A 23,711-nucleotide genomic window follows, 5' to 3' on the forward strand; every position below is an offset into this window, starting at 1 on the left:
CGCGCCGGAGGCCAGACATGTTTCGCGTGTTCCGCACCTTCGGGCTGGCGCTCGGCCTGCTGGGCGGCGTCGTGGCCGCGCAGGCCCCCGAATTCGCCCAGCAATACGCGCAGCGGCTCGGCGGTGCCGCCGACGAACTGCGCCGGCAGGTGGCGGTGCTCGAATCCGACGCGCAGGCGTCCGGTACGACCCGCGACGGGGCCGTCGATCGGCTCCGCGCCAACCCGGATCAGCTGGTCGCCCGCCGCGGCGACGCAGCCCAGGCGGACATCGCGCGCCTCGCCCGTCTGAGTGCTCAGCAACAGGCCCTGGCCTCGGCGACGAGCCCCCTCGGGCGAGTCGTGGCGATGCTGCGCGATCCGGACCTGCCGGTGGCCGAGGCGGCCTATCGCGATTTCAGCCCGGCCGTCCCCACCAGCGCCGACGGCCTCGCAGCAGGGCTGATCGGGTTCTTCGTCGCGTGGGGCGGCTGGCGAGTCGCCTCGGATGTCGGCCGGCGGGCGGTGCGTCGGCGCCCCCGCGAAACCGCGCGCGTCGCCTGAGCGCGGTTCGTGCAGCCGAGAGTGTGGCGCAACGTCTACAGCGGCTTGCGCGAGCCTTGCGTATCGAGCAGGGATCCGGCCGTCCCGGTCCGGGAGAAGGCGCAAGATGCCGCGCGCGTCGACCTCCACCACCATCGATCCGGCGCTCGACGCCGCCGCTCTGCTGCGCCGCATCGGCTTCTTCGGCCTGTTCGTCGTTCTCCCGGTCCTGGCGCAGGTCGCACGCCGCGCCTCGGTGATCCTTGCACCGATTGCCGTGATCCTGCTGATCATCGCGAGTGTCATCGACCGGCGCCAGCGCCCGGTCCGCCCTTCGACCTACCGCCTTCTGACCGCTCCGGCCTTCCTGGCGGGCATGCTGGTCGTTCTGTGGTCGGCGCTGTCGCTGATCTGGACCCCCTTCCTCGGGCCGGCCCTGGAGCGGCTGGCCAACCTGGGCGCGACGATCGGCCTCGCACTCCTTGGCTACCTGGCTCTTCCCGACCGGATGCGCTCGGCGAACCTCTACCTGCTGCCGCTGGGCGTCGTGGCGGGGGCGATCGTAGCGATCGTGCTCGGGCTGTTCGGTGCCCATTTGGGCCCGTCCGGCGTCGAGGATGACGGTGCGCTGGATCGCGGACTGGTCCTGCTGATCCTGCTGCTCTGGCCGGCGCTGGCGTGGCTGCGCTCCCGGCGCCGCGATCGCGAAGCGCTCGGCCTGGCGTTGCTGGTCGCCCTCGCCCTCACGGTCCAGCCCGACGGGACCCAGATCGCCGCCCTGTCGGTGGGCGCCATCGCCTTCGCGGTGACGAGCTACCGGCCGCGGCTCGGCGTGATGCTCACCGCTTTCCTGTCGACCGCTCTGCTGGCCGCCGCGCCGCTGCTGCCTTTCCTGGCGCGGCCCGTGGGAGCCGCCCTCCTCGGGCCGCTCGCGCCCGCGGTGCTGTCGCTCAAGAGCTGGCAAAAGGTGGTCACGGCAGATCCGGTACGGCTGATCACCGGGCACGGTTTCGAGACGGCGCTGCGCGGGCGTCTGATCGGCCTCCTCCCGGCCAATGCTCCGACAACCGCGCTCTTCGAGTTCTGGTACGAGCTCGGAATCGTCGGCGCGCTGGCCGCCGCCTTCGCACTCTACGCCTCGATCCGCCGGGCCGGGCGGGACGGTCCGGCGCTGGTGCCGGGCGCGATGGGCTGCTTCGCCGCCGCCTTCACGGTGGCCTGCCTGAGCGTCGGCCTCACGTCCGTCTGGTGGCTGACGACCGTCGCCATCGCGATCGTGGTCTTCGTCGCCGTGGAGCGGGGTCAGTTCCGCACCAGCCGGCCGAAGGTGGCCAAGCTGCAGCGGCTGCAATCCCGCGAGGGCTGAAGGCTCAGGTGCGCAGGAAGCCGTGAAGGCGGATCCAGGCCAGGAACAGGCCTGGCCAAGCCGCCGCGGGCGTCCCCGGCGCGCCGAGGCCGAATCCGTGGCCGCCGCGCTCGAACAGGTGCAGTTCGGCCGGCACCCGCGCCTTCCGCAGGGCCGAGAACATGAGCAGCGGGTGGTCGGCGACGGCGACGGGATCGTCGATCGCCTGGACCAGGAAGGTCGGTGGCGTCTCCGGCCCGACCTGAAGGTCCACCGAGTAGGTCTTCATCTCGGCGGGCGTGACCTCGTCGCCCACGAGGATGCGGCGCGTGGCAGTCCGGTCGAACGGCTTGCGCATGGTGATGACCGGATAGATCAATCCGGCCAGCACCGGACGGATGGGTTGCTCATCGGCGGCATCCACGCCGGCGTACAGATTTCGGGCACTGCCGACCGCGGTCTCGCCCATCAGGTGCCCGCCCGCCGAGAAGCCGAGGACGCCGACGCGGCCGGGATCGATGCCGAACTCCGCACCCCGCGCCCGGACCAGCCGGAGGGCGCGCTGTGCGTCCTGCCGCGGCGCGTCCGGCCCCGCACCCCAACCCTCCGCGGGCAGGCGATAGACGAGGAGGAAGACCGTGATGCCGGCGGCATTGAGGACCCGCCCGACCGGCACGCCCTCGTTGCCGAGGGCAATGGACTGGTAGCCGCCGCCCGCGGCGACGATCATCGCGGCACCGCTGGGATTGGCCGGCCGCATGACCAGCAGGCATGGCCGCGACACCCGGGTGACATCGCCGTATCGTCCCTCGACGTAGCGGAAATTGTCCGCGTCCGGTCCGTCGCCACCGCCCGGTATTTCGCCGGGCCACAGATCGATCACTGCCAGATCCGCGCCCGGCAGGCTGCGCGGGAGCGCCCGGACCGCCTCCTGCGGTGACGGCTGCGGTTCCGTTCCCGTGGGGCGTTCAGCACGGGCGCTGCGGGATCCCAGAACGCTTCCGAGGCCGGCGAGCAGGAAACGGCGGTCGAGGCGCAAGGGCATCTCCCGGATCGAGCTGCGATCGGAGCCGTCCGCAGACGGCCCAGCTCCCGCGGGAGCGCCGGTCCAACGCCAAAGGCTTCGTCGCGGGTTCCGCCGCGTCCGCGCGCCTCAGGCCTTTCGCGCGATGACCGCGACGTAGAAGCCGTCGGTCCCGGTCCGGAGCGGGCTCATCTGCACCCCATGGGCGGTTGTCCGCACGGCCGCCCGCAGCGAATCCGGCCCCGCCGCCAGCACGTCGTCCGGGGGAACGACGTCGAAGCGGCCACGCCAACCGGACACCAAGGCCTGTACAGCCGCGTCGTTCTCCGCCGCCAGCAGCGAGCAGGTGATGTAGACGATCCGGCCGCCGGGCCGGACGAGCCGCGCCGCCCGATCGAGGACCTGGGCCTGCTCGGCGGTGCGCAGCGCGAGGCTTCCGGGCCGCAGACGCCATTTGGCGTCCGGGTTCCTGCGCCACGTACCGGAGCCGGTGCAGGGGGCGTCGACCACGACCCGATCGACTTTGCCGTCGAGATCCTCAAGGATGTCGGCCCGCGCCTTGCCGCTGCGCGGGGTCCGCACCTCGGCCTGCGCACCGGACCGGCGCAGGCGCTCATGGATCGGCGCCAGGCGGCGCGGGTCGCCGTCGGTGGCGATCAGGCGGGCACCGTTCCCGGTCTCGGCCGCAAGCGCCAAGGTCTTGCCGCCGCCGCCGGCGCAGAGATCGACGATCGTCTCACCGGCCCGGGGCGCGGCCAGAAGCGCGGCGAGCTGCGAGCCCTCGTCCTGGATCTCGTACCAGCCCTCGAGGAACTCCGCTTCCACGTGCAGCGCCGGACCGCGCCCGTCTGCGCCGATCGGAACGCGCAAACCCGCCGGCGCGTGCGGCGTCGGGGCCGCGTCGAAGGCGGCGAGCGCCGGCAGGATCGCATCGCGGCCGCCGCGCAGGGCGTTGACGCGGATATCGAGGGGCGCGCGCCGGGCCAGCGCCTTCAGCTCCGGGATGAGGTCGTCGCCGAGCAAGGCCGCGAGGTCCGGGAGCACGAAGGCCGGGGCGTCGCCCGCCACCTCCGGAGGCGCATCCTGCAGCGTCCCCCCGTCGAGGCGTAAGCGCTCGTCGTCGCTGAGGGGGGGCGGCGCGAAGCGCTCGCCCGTGAACAAGGCCGCGACCGAAGCCGCGGCGAGCCCCTGCTGGAGGCGCAGGGTCCCGATCAGGATGGCGCGCGGTGTGTCCGCGCCCATGATCCAGGCCGCCGATGCCCGGCGCCGCAGGGCGTCGTAGACGAGGCTGGCGATGCCCGCTCGGTCGCCCGAACCCGCGAAGCGATGGGCGAGGCCCCAATCCTTGAGGGCGTCCGCGGCGGGCCGACGGCGCTCGGCGATATCGGTCAGGACTTCGATGGCGGCGGAGCAGCGAGCGGCGGGGGTCAGGGGTCGGATCCTTCGGAATGCGTCAGCGCGGACGCGAAACGGCCACGCTTGGCCCACGATGCCGCCACGATACGGCCGAGCTTCCTGCACCTTCGCGGCGCAGACCGTGCTGCGGGTGGTCCGTCGTGTGGACTGCCGCGTGTCGTATGGCATCCGCCCGTCTCGGACCAGAGCGGTCCGTCTCCGGGCGCGTACCGGGAGTACCCCAGCCCATGACGTCAACCCTTCGCCTCGCCCTCGCGGCCCTGGTTACCGCCACCCTTGCCGCCTGTGCGAGCGCGCCCGCGGCCCAGCCGGACCTGACGCCGCCACCGCGCCCGCGGGTCGACGCCAAGACGCAGCTGGAATACGGCACGCCGCCCGCACCGCCGCCCGGCCGCTACTAAGACGTCAGCACGGGGCGGCGGCTCAAGCCGCCTCCCGTGCCCGTCGGGCCTCGTAGGCCTTGAGGCCGGTATAGACGGCGGTCAGGAGCGGGAACACCGCCTCCGGCACCTGCCGCCGGCCGCGCGCGATCAGGTCGCCGATCACGTGATCCGCCTCGATCCGCCCCTTGTTCTCGATGTCGCGCAGCATCGAGGCCGTGAAGGTGGATCCGGCAGCGGTCAGCTGAGCCCGCGCCCGCTCGGCCACGACCGCCCGCGGGGCGAAGCCGCTCGAAGCGGCCACGGCCGTGCACTCGGCATGCAGGGCTGCAATCAGCGCGGTACCCTCGGGTGCCGCCACGATGTCGCCGACCGCGGCGCGCATCAGGGTCGTCGCCCCGGCCAGCGTCGCCAGGAACACCCACTTCTCCCACATCTCCTGCAGGATCACGTCGCTCAGGCGCGGCTGGAACTTGAGCCCGCGCATCAGGGCATCCACCGACTCGATGCGGGCCGAGCGCGAGCCGTCGCGCTCGCCGTAGGTGATGCTGCACAATTCGCTCATGTGACGGATCGCGCCGTCCGGCGCGAGCGTCGCCGCGATGGCGCAGGAGCCACCGAGGACGCGCTCGGCGCCGAAGCGGGCGTCGAGCACGTCGAGATGCGACATGCCGTTCAGCACCGGCAGGATCGCGGTGCCCTCGCCCACCGCCGGCGCCAGATCCGAAACCGCGCTGTCGAGGTCGTAGGCCTTGCACGACAGCAGGACCAGATCGAACCGGCCGGCCCCCGCCAGATGATCGGCCGTGACAGTGGGCGGATCGGCCAGATGCAGGTCACCGAGCGGCGAGCGGACGTTCAGGCCGTCCGCGGCGAGCTTCGCGGCCCGCGCCGGCCGGACCAGGAAGGTCACGTCTGCGCCCGACTCGGCGAGACGCGCTCCGTAATAGCCTCCGGTCGCGCCGGCCCCGACGATCAGCGTGCGCATCGATCCCTCAGGTCCGCGACGGATAGTTCGGGCTCTCGCGGGTGATCGTCACGTCGTGGACGTGGCTCTCGCGCAGGCCGGCATTGGTGATGCGGATGAACTGTGCCCGCTCCTGGAACTCGGGGATCGTGGCGCCGCCGACATAGCCCATGGCGGCACGCAGGCCGCCGGCGAGCTGGTGCAAGACGTTGCCGACCGGTCCCTTGTAGGGCACCTGACCCTCGATCCCTTCCGGCACGAGCTTGTGGGTGTCGTTCACCTCGGCCTGGAAGTAGCGGTCGGCCGAGCCGCGGGCCATGGCGCCCACCGAGCCCATGCCGCGGTACGATTTGTAGGAGCGGCCCTGGTAGAGGAACACCTCGCCGGGCGCCTCGTCGGTGCCGGCGAGAAGCGAGCCGAGCATCGCCACGGAGGCGCCGGCGGCGATCGCCTTGGCGAGGTCGCCGGAATACTTGATGCCGCCGTCGGCGATCACCGGGATGTCGGCCTCGCCCGCCGCCTCGACGGCCTCCATGAGGGCGGTGAGCTGCGGCACGCCGACACCCGCGACGATGCGGGTGGTGCAGATCGAGCCCGGCCCGATGCCGACCTTGATGGCATCGGCGCCGGCATCGATCAGCGCCTTGGCCCCGTCCCGCGTCGCGACGTTGCCGGCGATGACCTGCACGGCGTTCGAGAGCTGCTTCACCCGTGCGACGGCGTCGAGCACCTTGATCGAGTGGCCGTGGGCGGTGTCGACCACGATGACGTCGCAGCCGGCATCGATCAGGCGCTCGGCCCGCTCGAAGCCGCTGTCGCCCGTCGTCGTGGCGGCGGCGACCCGCAGGCGGCCCTGCTCGTCCTTGACGGCGTTCGGGTAGGCGACGCGCTTCTCGATGTCCTTGACGGTGATCAGGCCGATGCAGCGGTAATGGTCATCGACGACCAGCAGCTTCTCGATCCGGAACTGGTGGAGCAGGCGCTTGGCTTCGTCCTGCGTCACGCCCTCGCGGACCGTGATCAGACGGTCGCGGGTCATCAGCTCGGCGACCGGCTGGGCGGAGTTGGTGGCGAAGCGGACGTCGCGGTTGGTCAGGATGCCGACCAGCTTGCCGCGCGAGCCGTTCGGGCCGCGCTCGACCACCGGAATCCCGGAGATGCGATTGAGCTTCATCACCTCGAAGGCGTCGGCCAAGGTCTCGTCGGGGTGGATGGTGATGGGGTTCATCACCATGCCGGACTCGTACTTCTTGACGAGGCGGACCTGCTCGGCCTGCTCCGCCGGCTCCAGGTTGCGGTGGATGACGCCCATGCCGCCATTGGCCGCCATGGCGATGGCCATCGGGGCTTCCGTCACCGTGTCCATGGCGGAAGCCAGGATCGGCAGGTTCAGAGGGATCGTGCGGGTGAGCCGGGAGGCCACGCTCACCTCGGTGGGCATCACCGAGGAGGCGGCGGGCCGCAGGAGCACATCGTCGAAGGTCAGGCCCTCGATGATCGATGCGGTTTCTACTCGGGCCATGTGCCAACTTTCCTCGGACGGCAGCGCGTGGGGTTCGCGCTGCGGGATCGGGTTGGCAAGTGCCAGTATCACGGGCTCCGTGACGGCGCCAATGCGCGGTTGATGCGTCGCAATGCCAAAACGTGCATGGCTCGGTGCTTATCCACGCTTGGTCGGACCGCGGGACGGCGCCTTCGGACGCCGAGGCCCCCAGGGTCGACGCGTCCCTCGGCGTTCGTCACGAGCGCAGCGCCATGACGCGGTGTGGAGCGACCCTCTGGCGAGGAGCGCTCGCGACGACGCGGAATGCCGAGGGCGCTTCAGCGCATCGCCGGCGTGGCAGGCCCCTTGTCGGTATATTCGGGCGGCAGGCCGATATAGTCGCCGAGCATCCCGTCGATCCCGGGGGCGCGGCCGAAGGCTTCGCAATCCGGGTCGAGAGGCGCCTCGCCGAGCGTGGTGATGCGGATACGGTCCCAGGTCGGAAGCGTGTTGGGCGCCGTGAACGGATCCTCGCCCGTCGCCAGCATGTAGCCGAAATCCTGGCCGAACTCGCCGGCGAGATCGTAGGCGTCGCTGGCCTGGGAGAAGCGCGGCTGGCTGGTGAAGGAATTGGCCGCTCCGCCCCAGACCATGGCGGCCCGCTGCTCGCGCCGCCGGTCCAGTGCCTCGGCCTCCACGGTCAGGCTGCCGAGGCCGATCGGCACCCGCGGAATCGGGACGCGGCCGACGCCCTCGGCGAAGCTCAGGCCGAGCTGCGACGCCACCGTGACGCCGGCCGAGCCCGCAATTGTGGCGCCGGCGCCGAGGAGATCCGTGGGATCGACGCGGGTGACCTGCGCCCGCACCGTCAGGTCGGCATCGCGGCTCGTCACGATGTCGTATTTCAGCGACAGGTCGTAGCAGAGCGCCCGGTCTGCAGCGTTGGCGATGAGGCGGCGCTCGGCCGGCGTCAGCGGCGCGGCCCCGGCCACGTCGGCGTGGAACGCGGTCGGGATGATCCGCACCGTGCGGGCCTTCGCCAAAGCCGGCTGGTCGACGAAAATCCGCGAGGCCGAAGCGACCTGATCGCTGGACTTCAGCCGATCGTAGCGCGTGAGGGAGCCGCGGTCGTTGAGCAGGACGGTGCCGCAGGCGGCCACCATCGAGAGAAGGGCGACGCCGGCGGCGATCCGCGGCACGGAGCGGATCTTGCTGGGGCTGGACTGCATCATTTCCTCGTGGGCCCGGCCCCGGGCCGGCTGGAGCGGCTTCACGGTCGCGTGATGGAAACGTAGCCATTGGAGCACCCGCAAAAAAGGTGGGCTCCGTCAGGCGTTCAACGTCTGTTGCAGGAGGGATACAATCGCGAAACACGAGGGTGCGAGGTGGCTGCACGGCCGTGCAACCGTCGCGGCGCGACACGCGTCTGCTGTCTGATGCCTGCGACCGCTCAAAGACCGTTCTGGATCGTCCCGCTGACGGTCGCCACCGCTCTGTTCATGGAGAACACCGATTCGACGGTGATCGCCACGGCGCTGCCCAGCATCGCGGCGAGCCTGAACGAGGATCCGATCGCCCTTAAGCTCGCCCTGACCTCCTACCTGGTCAGCCTCGCAATCTTCATCCCGGTGAGCGGCTGGATGGCCGACCGCTACGGATCGCGGACGGTTTTCCGTGTCGCCCTGGTCGTGTTCATGGCCGGCTCGCTCGCCTGCGCGGCCGCCAATGGGCTGGCATGGTTCGTCGCCGCGCGGTTCCTCCAGGGGATGGGCGGCGCCATGATGGTGCCGGTCGGGCGCCTCGTCGTGCTGCGCAGCGTGCCGAAATCGCAGCTGGTCACAGCGCTGGCCTACCTGACCTTCCCGGCCCTCGTCGGCCCGGTGCTGGGACCGCCCGTCGGCGGCCTGATCACCACCTGGTTCGACTGGCGGTGGATCTTCTTCATCAACCTGCCGATCGGCTGTGCCGGAATCGTGCTGGCGAGCCTGTATTTCGAGGATGTGCGCGAGCCCGAGCGACCGCCCCTCGACATCCTCGGCTTCGTCCTGCTCGGCACCGGGCTCGCTGCGCTGATGCTCGGACTCGCCTCGCTGGGCCGCCACCTGCTGCCCGGCTCCGTCTCGTGGGGCTGCCTCTCCGCGGGCGCGGTCCTGCTGCCGCTCTACTGGGCGCATGGCAGGCGGGTCGCCCACCCGATCGTGCGGCTCGACTTGATGGAGCGGCCGACCTTCCGGGTCGCGGTGATCGGCGGCAGCCTGTTCCGGATCGGAACCGGCGCGATCCCGTTCCTGTTGCCCTTGATGCTGCAGGTCGGTTTCGGCCTCGACGCCCTGCATTCCGGACTGATCACCTTCGCGGCGGCGGCCGGCGCGATGTTCGTGAAGACCCTGGCGCCGAAGATCCTCCGCCGCACCGGCTTCCGGACCCTGATGGTCTGGAACGCGCTGGTCGCCTCCCTCTTTCTGGCGGTCAACGGGTTCTACACCGCGCAGACATCGCACTGGATCATGGTGGCCCTGCTGTTTGTCGGCGGCTGTTCGCGCTCGATCCAGTTCACCTGCGTCAACGCCATCGCGTATGCGGATCTCGAATCCCGCGAGATGAGCGCGGCCACCAGCTTCGCCAGCGTCTGCCAGCAGCTGTCGCTGAGCCTCGGCGTCACGCTCGGCGCGCTGGCGCTGGAGGGAACGGCCGCCTGGCACGGGCGGACGCAGATCGAGGCCGCCGATTTCGGGCCGGCCTTCTTCGCCGTGGCGATGATCTCGGCGGCTTCCGTGCTGGGCTTCCGCAAGCTGGCGGCGGATGCCGGCGCGGAGATTTCCGGGCGCAAGACCGTCGCCGCGACGGCGGCTCCGTCCGCCGCGATGAGGCCGCGGCACGGCTGATCAGGCCGCCGCGCGTGCAGGCGCGCGTCCGGTCGGACGCTTGCCGCCGCCCCGCGCGGCGTTGCCCTTCGCCGAGGCCTTTCCGGCGGTGGCCTTGGCGCTCGACGCCGCGGCCGGGACACCGGCCCGCCAGCCCTGCCAGCTCCACGCGCCGGGGCCCATCAGGGCGTAGATCAGGAAACCGCCCGCCAGCCCGAGATCGGCCAGCATCAGCGTGCGCTCGGCGACCGCGGCCGGACCGACGAAGTGCCAGAACGGGTGGAGCACGAAGGCCGTCACGGCCGCGAAGGCGGCGAGCGCCAGGCCGGTCAATCGCGGCAGCACGCCGAGGATCAGTGCCAGCGGTCCGAAGACCTGAACCACCACGGCGGCGGTGGCGACGCCGTTTGGGGCTGGCATGCCGCTGCCGGCAAGCGTGAGAGCGAAGCCTGAGACGTTGAGCGCCCGCGCGATTCCGGTGGGCAGCAGCGCGGCGGCAAGCAGCACACGCGCAGCGAGGAGGGTTCCGTCCTGGACGCGGGCGATCATGGGCGGGTCCGGTCAGCTGGGTTGAAGCCCGGAGCTTGACCGTTTCCCGCTGAAGACCGCGTTAAGCCCGACGCCTCAGCCGCCCACCCCGCCGCGGAACAATCGGCCCCTCTCGGTCCAGGCCACCACCAGCAGCGCCAGACCGCCCAGACCCGCGTAGCCGATCGCCACCGGCAGCACCGTGCCGTCGAAGGCCTGCCCGATCAGGAAGCCGCAGAGGGCGCCGAGGATCGTCGTGTAGAAGCCGAGGAACGACGACGCCGTGCCCGCGATGGCGCCGAGGGGCTCCAGCGCCAGCGCGTTGAAGTTCGGCATCGCGAAGCTCATCAAGAACTGATTCAACGCCAGGAGCGCCAGGAACAGGGCCAGCGGCGGACGGCCCTGATAGGCGAAGCCGACGCCGACCTGCACCAGCGCGACCACCAGGAAGGCGATGATCCCGCCGTGGGACATCGCCCGCATGCCGATCCGCCGGACGACACGGGCGTTGATCAGCGTCGCCACGCCCATGGAACCCGCCACCAGCCCGAAGGCCAGAGGGAAGAGTGGGCCGAGATGGTACAGGCCGGTGTCGAATACCTGCTGGGCGGAGCCCACGTAGCCCATGATGCAGCCGGTCATCAGGCCGAGCGCGGTGGTGTAGCCGATGGCGACGCGCGTCCTGAGCGTGAGCCGGATCGCCTCCCAGGTCGCGGCCGGCGAGAGCGGCCGGCGGTATTCTGGGTGCAGGGTCTCGGGCATCCGCAGGGAGAACCAGAGGGTCAGCCAGAAGGCCAGGACCAGCATCGAGACGAAGACGTAGACCCAGGATCCCAGGGCCAGCATCATCCCGCCGATCGCGGGCGCGATCATCGGTACGATCAGGAACACCATCATGGTGAGCGACATCACGCTCGCCATCTCGCGGCCGGCGAACCGGTCGCGCACGATCGCGACCGACAGCACGCGCCCACCGGCCGCCCCCACGCCCTGGATGATCCGCGCGGCGAGCAGCCAGCCGAAACTCGGCGCCACCATGGCGAGGCCGCAGCCGACCGTATAGACGGCGAGGCTTGCGAGCAGCACCGGCCTTCGCCCGAGCGCGTCCGAGACCGGCCCGTAGACGATCTGCGCGAAGCCGAAGCCGATCATGTAGACGTAGACGAGGAGCTGCAGCCGGTTGGGATCCGGCACGGAGAAGCGCGCCTCGATCGCCGGGAAAGCCGGCAGCAGGTTGTCGATGGAGATCGCCGTCACCGCCATCATCAGAGCGATGATGGCGACGAACTCGGCAAAGCCCGGGCCCGACCAGGGTCGCAGCGTACGGACCTCTTGGACGGGTGGTACGGGCCGGATCGCGATGGTCAAAGCGGGTTCTCGGGATGCGCTGGGATTGGCCGATCAGGGCTCGTCCTTCGCGGCACACATGTGACAACCGCGCCCGCCCGGCGCAGTTCAGGCCGGCAGCGGGCGCAGGACCGGCTCGGCGGGCTTGCGGCCCACGAAGGCCGCCATCAGCGCCGCGACGAGGCACAGGAGGCCCGCCGACACGAAGGCGCCGAGATAGGTGCCGGTGTCGGTCCGGATCATGCCGGCGAGCCAGGCCGCCGAGGCCGCGCCGATCTGGTGGGCGGCCGCGATCCAGCCGAACATCAACGCGGCGTTCTCCTCGCCGAAGGACTTGCCCGCGAGCTGGACGGTGGGCGGCACCGTGGCGATCCAGTCGAGCCCGTAGAACACCGCGAACAGCGACAGGCCGTAGAAGCTGTAGTCGAAGGAATAGGGCAGGAAGATCAGCGAGAGGCCGCGCAAGCCGTAGTACCAAGCCAGCAGCTTACGCGAATCGAACCGGTCGGTGAGCCAGCCGGAGGCGGTCGTGCCGATCAGGTCGCAGATGCCCATCAGCGCCAGCAGACCGGCCGCCGTGACCTCGGCGATGCCGTGGTCGATGCAGGCCGGGATCAGGTGGGTGCCGATCAGGCCGTTGGTCGAGGCGCCGCAGATGAAGAACGTCCCGGCGAGCAGCCAGAAATCCCGGGAGCGCAGACCCACCCGCAGGCCGCGCAGCGCCCGGACGGCGGGATTCTCGGTGAGGACCGGCGTCGGCGTCACCGACGCCTCGCCGTAGCGGGGCAGGCCGAGATCCGCCGGCCGGTCGCGCAGGAACAGGGCTGCCAGCGGGATCAGAGCAAGGGTTGCCGCCGCGACCACCAGCGAGACGGAGCGCCAGCCCTGTCCCACCGCGAGCGAGGCCAGCATCGGCAGGAACACGAGCTGGCCCGTGGCGCTGCTCGCCGTCAGCATGCCGAGCACGAGGCCACGGCGCTTGGCGAACCAGCGCCCCGCGACGGTGGCGCCGAGGACGTTGGCGACCATCCCGGATCCGGATCCGACGACGAGGCCCCAGAGCAGAACCATCTGCCAGGGTGCGGTCATCAGGCTGGTGGCGGCGGTGCCGATCGCCAGGATCAGCAGCGCCGTGCAGACCGAGCGGCGCAGGCCGAACCGCTCGATGATCGCCACCGCGAAGGGGCCGATCATCCCGTACAGGAAGATGTTGAGTGCGATCCCGACGCTGATCGTGGCGGCGGACCAGCCGAATTCCCGCTCCCACGGCACGATCAGGACGCTCGGGGTGGCGCGGACGCCGGCGCCGACGAGCAGCACCACGAAGGTGATCGCCACGACGATCCAGGCATAATGCACGCGCGACCCGGGGCGCGTCTCGGTGAGGGTGGTCATGGACGGGCTCCGGAAACGGGGCGGATCGGTCAGGCGGCGGAGATCAGGGCTTCCGCCATGGCGGAGACGGTTGCGGGATCGACCCGGGCATTGATGCGCGTCTGCGCCTCGCGCCAGTAGGGTGTCGCAGCCCCGAGCGCCGCGCGCCCGGAATCGGTCAAGGACACGCGGCGCTCGCGCGGATCCGCCTCGCCGGGGGTGACCGATACGAGCCCGCGCCGCTTGAGCGGATCCAGGTTGCGCCCCATCGTGGTCCGCTCCAGCGCCGCCTCGGCGGCGAGGCGGGTGACCGGAACCGGCCCGAGCCGATCCAGATGGCGCAGAATCGCGAATTGCGTGACGCGAAGCCCGGTCGGCTTCAGTGCCGCGTCGTAGGTCGCCGTCAGCGCCCGCGTCGCACGACGCAGGGCGGAGCAGGTGCACGGCTCGGGGGGAGGACCACTCATGGCATAGGTGTATATGCACGCATGCTCCCGGGGGCAAGCTGAAGCTGACGGTTCGCATCGATCGACACCCGTTGGCCCGGAAACAAGCGGGCGGCATCATCGACACGTCCGGCCACGGTGCTATCGCTTGGGCGAGTGACCCGGTTCGGGAGAAGCGCGATGACACTCGAGACCGCGACGGCGTTGTCCTCCTCGGAGCAGAAGACAGCCCGCACCGGGCTGATCGAGGCGGCCGCCGACATCGTCACCGAGCAAGGGGGACCGGGCGGATTCGTCCGCGACCTGTACGGACGCGTGACACCGGAGGATCTGGCGCCCTACGACCCCGCGGTCCTCGCAGACCTCGCCGCCCGCGCCCGGGCCTTTCTGTCAGAACCCCGCAGCCCCGGCGACCCGGCGCGGATGCGCCTGAGCGACAGCGAGTTCCTGCGCGACGGACGGGCGCGCGAGACGACGATTCTCGAGGTGGTCAATGACAACCGCCCGTTCCTGCTGGACTCGACCCTGGCCGAACTGACCGAGCAGGGCCTCGCCCCGCAGCTCGTCGCGCATCCGATCCTCGGCGTGGAGCGGGACGGCGCCGGCGGGCTCATCCGGGTGGTCGGGGAGACGACCGCGGACGCGCACGGGAGTCTGGCGCGCGAGAGCTTCATCCACATCCATCTCGACCGTTTGGCAGCCGAGACCGGCGAGCGGCTCCTCAACGCCCTCGACGCGGTCTACCGGGACGTCGCCCTGGCGAGCGACGATCACAACGCCATGCTGGCGCGCCTCAGCGACCTCGCGGCGGATCTGGGTCGGACGCCGACTCCGGTGCCGGAGCCGGAAACCGAAGAGGCGCGGGCCTTCCTCGAATGGCTGACGGACGGCCAGTTCCTGATCCTCGGCATGCAGGAGCACGGCATCGCCGGCGACGCGCATCCCTTGGTCGATGGGTCGAGCCTCGGCGTTCTCCGCGATCCCGGCGCGACGCCTCTGCGCCGGGGCAACACCCCGGTGGATTACACGCCGGAAATCCTCGCCTTCCTGGAAGAGCCGCAGCCACTGATCATCACCAAGGCGAGCGTGAAGTCCCGGGTCCATCGGTCGGCCTTCCTGGACTATGTCGGCGTCAAGCTGTTCTCCGGCCTCGGCAAGCTGTCGGGCGAGGTGCGGATCGTCGGGCTGTTCACCGCCTCGGCCTATACGAGCCCGGCCCGCGAAATACCCGTCCTGCGCCGGAAGGTGGAAGCCGTCGTCCGTCGCGCCGGCCTCGACCCGACGAGCCATGCGGGCCGCAGCCTCCTGGCCGTGCTGGAGAGCTACCCACGGGACGAACTCTTCCAGATCGACATCGACCGGCTCTACCGGTTCACCCTCGCCATCGCCGCCCTCGCCGACCGGCCACGCGTCCGCGTGCTGTCCCGTCCGGACCGCTTCGGTCGCTTCGTCTCGCTGCTCGTCTACGTTCCGAAGGACCGCTACGATTCTGGGGTGCGGACCCGGATCGGCAGCTATCTCGCCGAGACCTACGGCGGGCAGCTCAGCGCTGCCTATCCCGACTATCCGGAAGGCTCGCTAGCCCGAATCCACTACATCATCGGCCTGCCCGATCAGGGAGGCCCGGAGCACGATCCCGCGTCTCTCGAAGCCGGGATCGTCGCCCTGGTCCGGACGTGGGGTGATGCGCTGCGGGCGGCGCTGGCCGAGACCCAGGGCGGCGACCGGGCGCGCCAGCTGGCCGCGCGCTACGGCGACGCGTTCTCCGCCGCATACCGTGACAACTTCCAGCCGGAGGTCGCCGTCGCCGACGTGGCGATTCTGGACAGCCTCGGCGAGATGCAGCCGCGCGCGGTCCATCTCGGACGCCGGCCCAGCGATGCTGACGGGCAGGTCCGCCTGAAGGTGTTCTCGCGCGGGACCGCCATCGCCCTGTCCGATCGTGTACCGGTGCTCGAAAATCTCGGCTTCCGCGTCATCAACGAACGCACCTACCGGATTGCGCCGGCGGGGGCGGAGGAGTCAGCCCGGATCTGGCTGCACGACATGCTGATCGAGCGCGCCTCCGGCGCAGCGATCGATCTCGGGGCACTGGAGCGACCGCTCGAAGCCGCGATGCTCGCCATCGCGGATGGTGCGGCCGAATCCGACGGCTACAACCGCCTCGTTCTGGAGGCCGCCCTCCCCTGGCGCGAGGCGGCCCTGCTCCGAGCGCTCGGTCGCTACCTGCGGCAGCTGCGGATCCGCTACGGCCAGGACTACCTCGCCGGCACGCTGAGCCGCCACGCCGGGGTCGCCCGCGCGATCGTCGCGCTGTTCGGTGCCCGGTTCGACCCGGCCGTCACCGGCGATCGAGCGGCGCGGGAGGCGCAGGTCCGCGCCGGCATCGAGACGGCGCTCGCCGAGGTCACCAGCCTCGATGACGACCGGATCCTGCGCCGGTTCGTCAACCTCGTCGAGGCCGCGGTGCGGACCAACTTCTTCCAGACTGGGGCGGACGGGCAGCCGCGGGAGACGATCAGCTTCAAGTTTGCCTGCGCGAAGGTGACGGCGATGCCGTTGCCGCGGCCGTTCTTCGAGATCTTCGTCTATTCGCCGCGGGTGGAGGGCGTGCACCTGCGCTTCGGCTACGTCGCCCGCGGCGGTCTGCGCTGGTCCGACCGGCCGGAGGATTTCCGCACCGAAATCCTCGGTCTCGTGAAGGCCCAGCAGGTCAAGAACGCCGTGATCGTGCCGGTGGGCGCCAAGGGCGGCTTCTTCCCGAAGCGGCTGCCGCCGGCCTCTGATCGGGCCGCCTGGATGCAAGAGGGCACCGAGAGCTACCGGATCTTCATCCGCACCCTTCTCGAACTCACCGACAACATCGTCGACAACGCTATCGTGCCCCCGCCCGACACGGTGCGGCACGATCCAGACGATGCCTATCTCGTGGTCGCCGCCGACAAGGGCACCGCCACCTTCTCGGACATCGCCAACGCCCTCTCGCTGGAAAAGGGCCACTGGCTGGGCGACGCCTTCGCGTCCGGCGGCAGCCAGGGCTACGACCACAAGGGCATGGGCATCACCGCCCGCGGCGCCTGGGAGGCGGTGCGCCGCCATTTCCGTGAGATCGACATCGACGTGCAGACCGACCCGATCACCACGGTCGGCGTCGGCGACATGTCGGGCGATGTGTTCGGCAACGGCATGCTGCTCTCGGAGAGCATCCGCCTCATCGCGGCCTTCGACCACCGGGACATCTTCCTTGATCCGAATCCGGATCCGGCGGCGAGCTTCGCCGAGCGTCGGCGGCTGTTCGATCTGGGGCGGTCGTCCTGGGCGGATTACGACCGGAGCCTGATCTCGGAGGGCGGCGGCTTATTCTCGCGCAGCCTGAAGACCGTACCGCTGTCGCAGGCGATCCGGTCGGCGCTGGGCTTCGAACGGGCCGAGGCGACGCCCACTGAGCTGATGCAGGCGATCCTGAAGGCGCCCGCCGACCTGCTCTGGTTCGGCGGCATCGGCACCTATGTCCGGGCCACCACCGAGACCGACGAGGATGCCGGCGACCGCGCCAATGATGCCCTGCGCATCACCGGCCCGGAGCTGCGCGCGAAGGTCGTCGGCGAAGGCGCCAATCTCGGCCTCACGCAGCGCGGGCGCGTCGAGGCCGCGCGCGCGGGCGTCCGCCTCAACACCGACGCCATCGACAACTCGGCCGGCGTCAACACTTCGGACGTCGAGGTGAACATCAAGATCGCTCTGATGATTCCGGAGCGCGACGGCCGGCTGAGCTACGCGGCGCGCAACGCCCTGCTCGCCGACATGACCGACGAGGTCGGACGCTTGGTCCTCCGCAACAACGAACTCCAGACGCTCGCCCTGTCCCTTGCCCAGCGCAGCGGGCTGGGCGAGACCGGCTTTGCCATGCGGACGATGCAAGCGCTGGAGGCGGAGGGCCGACTCGACCGGTCGGTGGAGTTCCTGCCGGAGGACGGCACCCTCGCCGAGCGCATGCGGCGGAACGAGGGGCTGACCCGGCCGGAATACGCCGTCCTGCTCGCCTACGCGAAGCTGTCGCTGCACGACGCAATCCTCGAGAGCGCCGTCCCGAATGACCCGTATTTCGACCGGGAGCTGCAGCGCTACTTCCCGAAGGCGCTGCGCGAGCGCTTCCCGGACGCTGTCAAGGGGCACCGTCTGCGCCGCGAGATCATCGCCACGGCACTCGCTAACATCATCGTCAATCGCGGCGGCCCGTCGCTGGTGACCCGCCTGGTCGACGGCACCGGGGCCGACGCCGCGACCATCGCCAAGGCCTACGCGGTGACCCGCGACGCCTTCGGCCTGATGGAGCTGAACCTCGCCATCGACGGGCTCGCGGGCCGCGTTTCCGGCCAGGGGCAGCTCGACCTTTATGCGGAGGTGCAGGATCTGCTGACGAACCGGATCGTGTGGTTCATCCGCAATCTCGACCTGACCGGCGGACTCGCGCCGGTGGTCGCCCGCTATCGGGACGGCATCGCGGCCGTGGAGGCGGCCCTGCCCAAGGTCCTCGGCGACGAAGCCCTGACGACGATCGGCGACCGGGAGGCAGAGTTGACCGGACATGGCATGGCCAAAGCCCAGGCCCGGCGGCTCGCCTCGCTCACCGCCTTGGTCTCCGCGCCCGATATCGTTCGGGTCGCGGAGGCGAGTGGCCGACCGGTCGAGGAGGTCGCGGCGACTCATTTCGCGCTGGAACACGCCTTCCGTCTCGACGACCTCGCCGCTGCGGCGCGCACCGTGCCGGTGGCCGACACGTTCGACCGCGTCGCCCTGGAGCGCGCGGGAGCCGGCATCGCCGCCGCCCACCGGAAGCTGACCGCCGAGGTGGTGGCGGATCTCGGCGCCGGGCCCGATGCGGTGAAGGCCTGGATCAAGGCGCGCGGCGCCCCGCTGGCCAGGATCCGCGAGGCGGTGGACGCGATCAGTGCCTCCGGCCTCACGGTCTCCAAGGCGACGGTGGCCGCGAGTCTGCTGGGCGACCTGGTCCGGACCGATTGACCGATCAGGCGCCGGGCGCGGAGGCCGAGGCGAGGCCCCGACGCTCGCGGCTGAGTGCGGTGAGCACCAGACCGAGCCCGGCGAGCGACACCGCGGCGGCGATCAGCGGAAGCTGGCCATAGCCGGCCCCGAGGGTCAGCGCCGCGCCGCCGATCCAGGCGCCGGTGGCATTGCCGAGGTTGAACGCACCCTGGTTCAGCGTGGAGGCAAGGTTCGGCGCGTCGCTTGCGGCTTCCACGACCCAGATCTGCAGGGGCGAGACCAGGGCGAAGACCAGCCCCGACCAGAGGATGAGCACCGCCACCGTCAGGGCCGGGTGGTGCGCGACTGCGGCCAGCACGAGAAGGGCCGCGACGATGCCCAGGAAGCTGCCGATGATGGTGGACATCGGGCCCCGGTCGGCCAGATGGCCGCCCGCGAGATTGCCGATGGTCAGTCCCATGCCGGCGGCAAACAGCACGCCGGTCACGCCCTGCGGCGTGAACCCGGTCACGCCGGTCAGAAACGGCGTGATGTAGGTGAAGACGGTGAAGAAGCTCACCGATGACAGGGTCGAGATCAGCATCGGCCGCAGGACCGGCCAGCGGCCGAGCGCCCGGAACTCGCTGACGAGCCGCCCGCGCGTCCCTGGAAGCCCATCGGGCACGCAGAGCTGGATCGCGAGTCCGGCCGCGAGGCCGATTCCGACCACGGCCCAGAAGGTGGAGCGCCACCCCGCGACCTGCCCGAGGGCGGTGCCGAGCGGCACACCGAGCACGTTGGCGAGGGTCAGGCCCGCGAACATCAGCGAGACCGCCTGCGTGCGCTTCTCCCGCGGCACGAGATCCCGCGCGACTACGGCACCGATCCCGAAGAACGCCCCATGGGCGAAGGCCGTGAGGATCCGCGCCGCCATCAGCAGGCCGTAGCTCGGTGCCAGCGCGCAACCGAGATTGCCCGCCAGGAACACGGCCATCAGCGCCAGGAGCGCAGTCTTGCGCGGCAAACCCGCGGTGGCGATCGCCACGATCGGGGCCCCCACGACCACGCCCATGGCATAGCCGGAGACCAGATACCCGGCCTGCGGGATGGTGACGCCGAAGCTCTGCGCGACCTCCGGAAGCAGCCCCATGATCACGAATTCGGTGGTGCCGATCCCGAACGAGGCGACGGCGAGGGCGAGGATCGGCAGAGGCGGCACGGGAAAGTCCTTCGGCGCGGGCGGAGATCCGATGGTGCGGAGCAGCATCGCAGCGCGTCCGCCGAAGGATAGCGCCGACGGCGCGGCGCACAGTTGCGCGACACGCAGAGGGAGGGCGCAGCGCGACGTGCAACCCGCACTCGCGCCGTGTCTCAGCGCGCAGAGGATCTCTGATCGAGGACGACACGCGGATTCGCAGCGTGTGGATCAGCCGGTGCCGATACGCTCCGTGCGATCGGCCGCGTCGAACCGGAGGCGCGCAACCCAGTGTTGATCCAGCCCGTCCTGCGGCGGCCACACGGCGCTCAGGTTGAAATGAAGTCTGCGGCGCGTCGATATGGCCGGCAGCGGAGCGCGACCACCGAACCGGCTCGATCCAGAGCGGTGCGCGAAAGCACCCACGCTCCGCTCGGCCAAAGGTGCGAGAGGGGCGCAGGTGCGAGACACGGTCCAAGGCGATCTGATCGAAAGCGATCGCCGCGCTCGGCAGACTTACTCGGCCGGAGCCTTCTTCCGGCTCCGCGATTTCGGAGCGGGTGCAGCGGTCACCTCCGGTGCCGGCGCCGGTCCTCCGCGGCTCTTGCGGCGCTGCTGCCCCAGGCCGAGAGCCCGGGCCAATTCCGATCTCTGCGCCGAGTAGCTTGCCGCCGTCATCGGATAGTCCCGCGGCAGCCCCCACTTTTCGCGGTAGGCCTCGGGAGTCAGGCCTCGCAGCGTCAGGTGGCGACGCAGCGTCTTGTAGGGCTTCCCGTCCTCGAAGCTGACAAGATGATCATTCGTGATCGATTTGCGGATCTGTGACGGGCTCAATTTCTCGACAATCGAGTTCGTCACGCGACCTTGAGTTGTCAGACTGTTCAATGCCGCATGGATACCGCCGATCAATCCGGGAAGTTCCGACGCAGGCACAGAGTTGTTCGACACGTAAGCGGCCACGATATCCACGGCAAGCCCGATCGACGGGCTATGCTCGGTCCCAGCGTTCTCACCCACGGAAAACCTCAAGAGTTACAATTGTTCTGACCGATCAATCCCTCTCGGATGCGATCGAATTCTCCATCTTCGTAGCATAGTATACGGAAACTCTCAATCGTATTCGCATTGCACAGGCGAGATTGAATCCCTGCGGCCGAACGTGGCGGCAATGCCGTCGTTGACGGTGCATTAACCATGCCGGCGCTAGGGTTCATTAACCATGCCGCCGGCCTGTTCTAGGTCGGCGGGACCTGTGATCTCCGGTCCTTGGCCCCGGGGACGTTGGCGGAGACCGGGATCAGGTGCGGACGGCGGCTGACCGGCGGGAACGGGAGACGATGCGGCTCGCCGTCGCGTCCCTGAGCATCATGCTCGCGACGCCTGCGGTGGCCCAGCGCTTCGATGCGACCAGCCCCGTCACCGGCCAGCCCGACAATCCCGGCATCGGTCAGGACACGGCGCCGAACGGGCTACCCACCCTCAAGCGGAGCATTCCTGACGGTCTGAGCCGCGATCAGGGCCGCAGCGCACTCGGCGGGGACACGACGGGCGGCGAGCGGACCGGGGGCGACAGCCTCCGATCCCCGCTGTCGCCCCCGATCCCGACACAAGTTCCGGGGCAGCCCGGCCAGTCCCAGCTCGATACCCGCGTCACTACGGGAGGGCGGCGGACGGGCGGAACCTCGACGGCGCCGGCCAACCTCGCGCCGTCGACGCTCCTGCGCACCCGGGCCGCTCCGCCGCGCCGGATCGGCACCGCCACCCGGCGAGTGACCCAGGATGTGACGCAGATCCCGCCCCCGTCGCTCCGGTTGACGCCGGTCGTGCAGCAGGCGGTCGTCGGCGTCCCGAACCCGCAGCCGCTGACGCCGATCCGGCCGATCCTGCCCTTCCAATCCATCGCGCCGGCCCTCGGCCTTCTCACCCCCGGCTTCATCCTCGGGACGGACCTGGCGCGCGCGATCCCCACCGATCCTGCCTACGCACCGATCGGCTATCAGATCGGGACCTTCACGGTTCTCCCGACGTTCGCGCAGAGCGTCGGCTACGATTCCAACCCGGATCAGACCAGCCGGCAGATCGCCAAGGGCTCCGTCGCGCTGCGAACCGATGCCACGGTCGACTTCCGGAGCAACTGGTCGTCCAGCTCGCTGCAGGGCTCGCTCCGCGGCTCATACCTGGAGACGCCGCAGAACGAGGCCGCGAGCCGCCCTGCGGCCGACGGCGTGGTGCGCCTGCGGATCGACGCCGACCGGGATCTGCGCATCGACGCGGAGGGGCGGTTCCTCGTCGACACGCAGCGCACGTCGAGCGCCAATCTCCAGGCCTCCTCGGCCACGAGCCGACCGCTGCTGGCGGTCTATGGCGGCTCGCTGGGGGCGACGCAGACGTTCAACCGCCTGTCGGTGACCCTGCGCGGATCCGTCGACCGCTCCGAATTCGACAATGCGCGTTTGGCCGACGGGACGATCGTCAATCAATCGGACCGGAACCTGAACCAGTACAGCCTCCAGCTGCGCACGGCCTACGAGGTCAATCCTGACTTCAGCCCGTTCATCGATCTCCTCGGCGACACGCGTGTCTACGACCAGCGCTTCGACACCACGGGCGTGCGCCGGGATTCGGATGGCATCGCGATCGCCTTCGGCACGAGCATCGGCCTGGCACGCTCGGTGACGGGCGAGATTTCGGCCGGTCTCCAGCATCGGACCTATGTCGATCCGAGCCTGCGCGACATCAACGCGCCGCTGGTCAACGCCGCCCTGGTCTGGGCGGCGAGCCCGCTCACCACCGTCCGGTTCACGGCGGCGACCGGCGTCACCGAGACGACGATTCCAGGGTCCAGCGGCGTCCTCACCGAGGTGGCGACGCTGGAGGTGCAGCATGATCTGCTGCGGAACCTGTCGATCGTCCTGGGCGGATCTTATCTCCGGAACGACTATCAGAGCAGCAGCATCCGCGAAAACGGATTCTCCGCGACTGCGCGGCTCGACTACCACTTCACCCGCTGGCTGACCCTACGCGGCACTTACATCTATCAAAAGTTCGACAGCACGGTCGCCGGATCGAGCTTTCGCGAGAACACCTTCCTGCTCGGCCTGCGGGTCAATCCCTGAGGCCGGTTCAGAACTTCTCCACCCAGGGCCGCAGTTCCAGTTCGGATGTCCAGGCGCTCCGGTCCTGCCGCAGGAGATCGCGATAGGCCTGGGCGATGGCGTCGGGATCGAGTTGGCTGTCGGGCGACTCCGGCGGCTCGCCGCCGCGGGCCGGATCGCGGATCGCCCCATCGATCACGATGTGGGCGACGTGGATGCCCTGGGGCTGCAATTCCCGCGCGAGACTCTGGCCGAGGCCCCGCAGTGCGAATTTCCCCATCGCGAAGGGTGCCGACCCGGCGAAGCCTTTCACGCTCGCCGAAGCACCGGTGAGCAAGATCGCACCGTGGCGGTGGGGCAGCATGCGCCGCGCCGCGGCTTGCGCCACGAGGAATCCGCCATACGCGGAGACCATCAGAGCCTCCGCAACCGCTACCGGATCGAGATCGGCGACCCGGCCACGGAGTCTGCCGCTCGCGTTGTAGACGACGACATCCGGAGTGCCGCCGAGGGCAGGTTCGAGACGGGCAAACAGGGCCTCCACCTCCGCGGGCCGGCTGGCGTCGCAGACATGAACGGCCGCACCTGTCTCGGCGGCCAGAGTGGCGAGCTTGTCGACGTTCCGGGCGGCGAGGCCGATCCGCAAGCCGTCCGCGGCGAGGAGGCGCGCAAGTGAAGCGCTGAGACCGGAACCCGCCCCCACGATGAGGGCTCTGCGATAGGTCGGGATCATCGTGTCC

At 70.2% G+C, this 23,711-nt stretch carries 18 protein-coding genes; 6 read left to right on the forward strand and 12 right to left on the reverse strand.

Going from position 1 to position 23,711, the window contains the following annotated elements; translation table 11 throughout:
• Window positions 1-17: 17 nt before the first annotated feature.
• Together BLT59_RS15125 and BLT59_RS15130 are read left to right on the forward strand one after the other, a co-directional pair.
• Window positions 18-542 (forward strand): DUF2937 family protein, encoded by a 525-nt coding sequence (locus BLT59_RS15125; protein ID WP_091781578.1) that lies wholly within the window; start codon window positions 18-20, stop codon window positions 540-542.
• A 106-nt stretch (window positions 543-648) separates the two neighbouring features.
• The gene (locus BLT59_RS15130; RefSeq protein ID WP_091781580.1) at window positions 649-1,887 is read left to right on the forward strand and encodes a peptide ABC transporter permease; all 1,239 of its coding nucleotides are present in this window, start codon (window positions 649-651) and stop codon (window positions 1,885-1,887) included.
• A 4-nt stretch (window positions 1,888-1,891) separates the two neighbouring features.
• Here BLT59_RS15130 and BLT59_RS15135 read toward each other — a convergent pair whose 3' ends face one another.
• Complete coding sequence (locus BLT59_RS15135) at window positions 1,892-2,905, reverse strand: alpha/beta hydrolase (RefSeq protein ID WP_091781845.1); 1,014 nt, start codon at window positions 2,903-2,905, stop codon at window positions 1,892-1,894.
• Window positions 2,906-3,019: 114 nt separating this feature from the next.
• Entirely contained in the window at window positions 3,020-4,321 is a 1,302-nt protein-coding gene (locus tag BLT59_RS15140) for an RsmB/NOP family class I SAM-dependent RNA methyltransferase (protein ID WP_091781848.1), read from the reverse strand.
• 212 nt (window positions 4,322-4,533) lie between these two features.
• On the opposite strand from BLT59_RS15140, the gene BLT59_RS31300 reads away from it, so the two are divergent.
• Window positions 4,534-4,707, forward strand: a complete 174-nt coding sequence (locus BLT59_RS31300) for a hypothetical protein (protein WP_175544019.1) — start codon at window positions 4,534-4,536, stop codon at window positions 4,705-4,707.
• Window positions 4,708-4,729: 22 nt separating this feature from the next.
• Here the strand turns inward: BLT59_RS31300 and panE are convergent, their stop codons facing one another.
• The 3 genes from panE to BLT59_RS15155 all read right to left on the reverse strand — a co-directional run bounded on the left by panE (window position 4,730) and on the right by BLT59_RS15155 (window position 8,365).
• Entirely contained in the window at window positions 4,730-5,674 is a 945-nt protein-coding gene (gene panE, locus BLT59_RS15145) for a 2-dehydropantoate 2-reductase (protein WP_091781583.1), read from the reverse strand.
• Window positions 5,675-5,681: 7 nt separating this feature from the next.
• Window positions 5,682-7,175, reverse strand: coding sequence for an IMP dehydrogenase (gene guaB / locus BLT59_RS15150; protein WP_091781586.1), 1,494 nt, complete (start codon window positions 7,173-7,175; stop codon window positions 5,682-5,684).
• Between the two features lie 299 nt (window positions 7,176-7,474).
• On the reverse strand, window positions 7,475-8,365 hold the full coding sequence (locus BLT59_RS15155; protein WP_091781851.1) for a DUF3313 domain-containing protein: 891 nt from the start codon (window positions 8,363-8,365) through the stop codon (window positions 7,475-7,477).
• 207 nt (window positions 8,366-8,572) lie between these two features.
• Here BLT59_RS15155 and BLT59_RS15160 point away from each other — a divergent pair, with 207 nt between their 5' ends.
• Complete coding sequence (locus tag BLT59_RS15160) at window positions 8,573-10,021, forward strand: MFS transporter (RefSeq protein WP_091781589.1); 1,449 nt, start codon at window positions 8,573-8,575, stop codon at window positions 10,019-10,021.
• Here the strand turns inward: BLT59_RS15160 and BLT59_RS15165 are convergent, their stop codons facing one another.
• The 4 genes from BLT59_RS15165 to BLT59_RS15180 all read right to left on the reverse strand — a co-directional run bounded on the left by BLT59_RS15165 (window position 10,022) and on the right by BLT59_RS15180 (window position 13,716).
• Window positions 10,022-10,549 (reverse strand): DoxX family membrane protein, encoded by a 528-nt coding sequence (locus tag BLT59_RS15165; protein WP_091781593.1) that lies wholly within the window; start codon window positions 10,547-10,549, stop codon window positions 10,022-10,024.
• Between the two features lie 75 nt (window positions 10,550-10,624).
• Window positions 10,625-11,791: a multidrug effflux MFS transporter gene (locus tag BLT59_RS15170; protein ID WP_091781854.1), complete on the reverse strand. Its 1,167-nt coding sequence runs from the start codon at window positions 11,789-11,791 to the stop codon at window positions 10,625-10,627.
• 192 nt (window positions 11,792-11,983) lie between these two features.
• Window positions 11,984-13,270, reverse strand: a complete 1,287-nt coding sequence (locus BLT59_RS15175; RefSeq protein ID WP_091781596.1) for an MFS transporter — start codon at window positions 13,268-13,270, stop codon at window positions 11,984-11,986.
• 29 nt (window positions 13,271-13,299) lie between these two features.
• Window positions 13,300-13,716: a MarR family winged helix-turn-helix transcriptional regulator gene (locus BLT59_RS15180; RefSeq protein WP_091781599.1), complete on the reverse strand. Its 417-nt coding sequence runs from the start codon at window positions 13,714-13,716 to the stop codon at window positions 13,300-13,302.
• A 159-nt stretch (window positions 13,717-13,875) separates the two neighbouring features.
• On the opposite strand from BLT59_RS15180, the gene BLT59_RS15185 reads away from it, so the two are divergent.
• Window positions 13,876-18,720 carry an NAD-glutamate dehydrogenase gene (locus tag BLT59_RS15185; RefSeq protein ID WP_091781602.1) on the forward strand — a complete coding sequence of 1,615 codons (4,845 nt, stop codon included), beginning with the start codon at window positions 13,876-13,878 and terminating at the stop codon, window positions 18,718-18,720.
• Between the two features lie 4 nt (window positions 18,721-18,724).
• Here BLT59_RS15185 and BLT59_RS15190 read toward each other — a convergent pair whose 3' ends face one another.
• Window positions 18,725-19,900: an MFS transporter gene (locus tag BLT59_RS15190; RefSeq protein WP_091781857.1), complete on the reverse strand. Its 1,176-nt coding sequence runs from the start codon at window positions 19,898-19,900 to the stop codon at window positions 18,725-18,727.
• Window positions 19,901-20,392: 492 nt separating this feature from the next.
• Entirely contained in the window at window positions 20,393-20,893 is a 501-nt protein-coding gene (locus tag BLT59_RS15195; protein ID WP_091781605.1) for a Ros/MucR family transcriptional regulator, read from the reverse strand.
• A 320-nt stretch (window positions 20,894-21,213) separates the two neighbouring features.
• Between BLT59_RS15195 and BLT59_RS15200 the strand changes: the two genes are divergently transcribed.
• On the forward strand, window positions 21,214-22,992 hold the full coding sequence (locus BLT59_RS15200) for an outer membrane beta-barrel protein (RefSeq protein ID WP_091781608.1): 1,779 nt from the start codon (window positions 21,214-21,216) through the stop codon (window positions 22,990-22,992).
• Window positions 22,993-22,999: 7 nt separating this feature from the next.
• Here the strand turns inward: BLT59_RS15200 and BLT59_RS15205 are convergent, their stop codons facing one another.
• The gene (locus BLT59_RS15205; RefSeq protein ID WP_091781861.1) at window positions 23,000-23,704 is read right to left on the reverse strand and encodes an SDR family oxidoreductase; all 705 of its coding nucleotides are present in this window, start codon (window positions 23,702-23,704) and stop codon (window positions 23,000-23,002) included.
• Window positions 23,705-23,711: the final 7 nt, after the last annotated feature.

Origin of the sequence: Methylobacterium sp. UNC378MF (genome assembly GCF_900103195.1) — a bacterium.
In the GTDB taxonomy this organism is placed as follows: domain Bacteria; phylum Pseudomonadota; class Alphaproteobacteria; order Rhizobiales; family Beijerinckiaceae; genus Methylobacterium.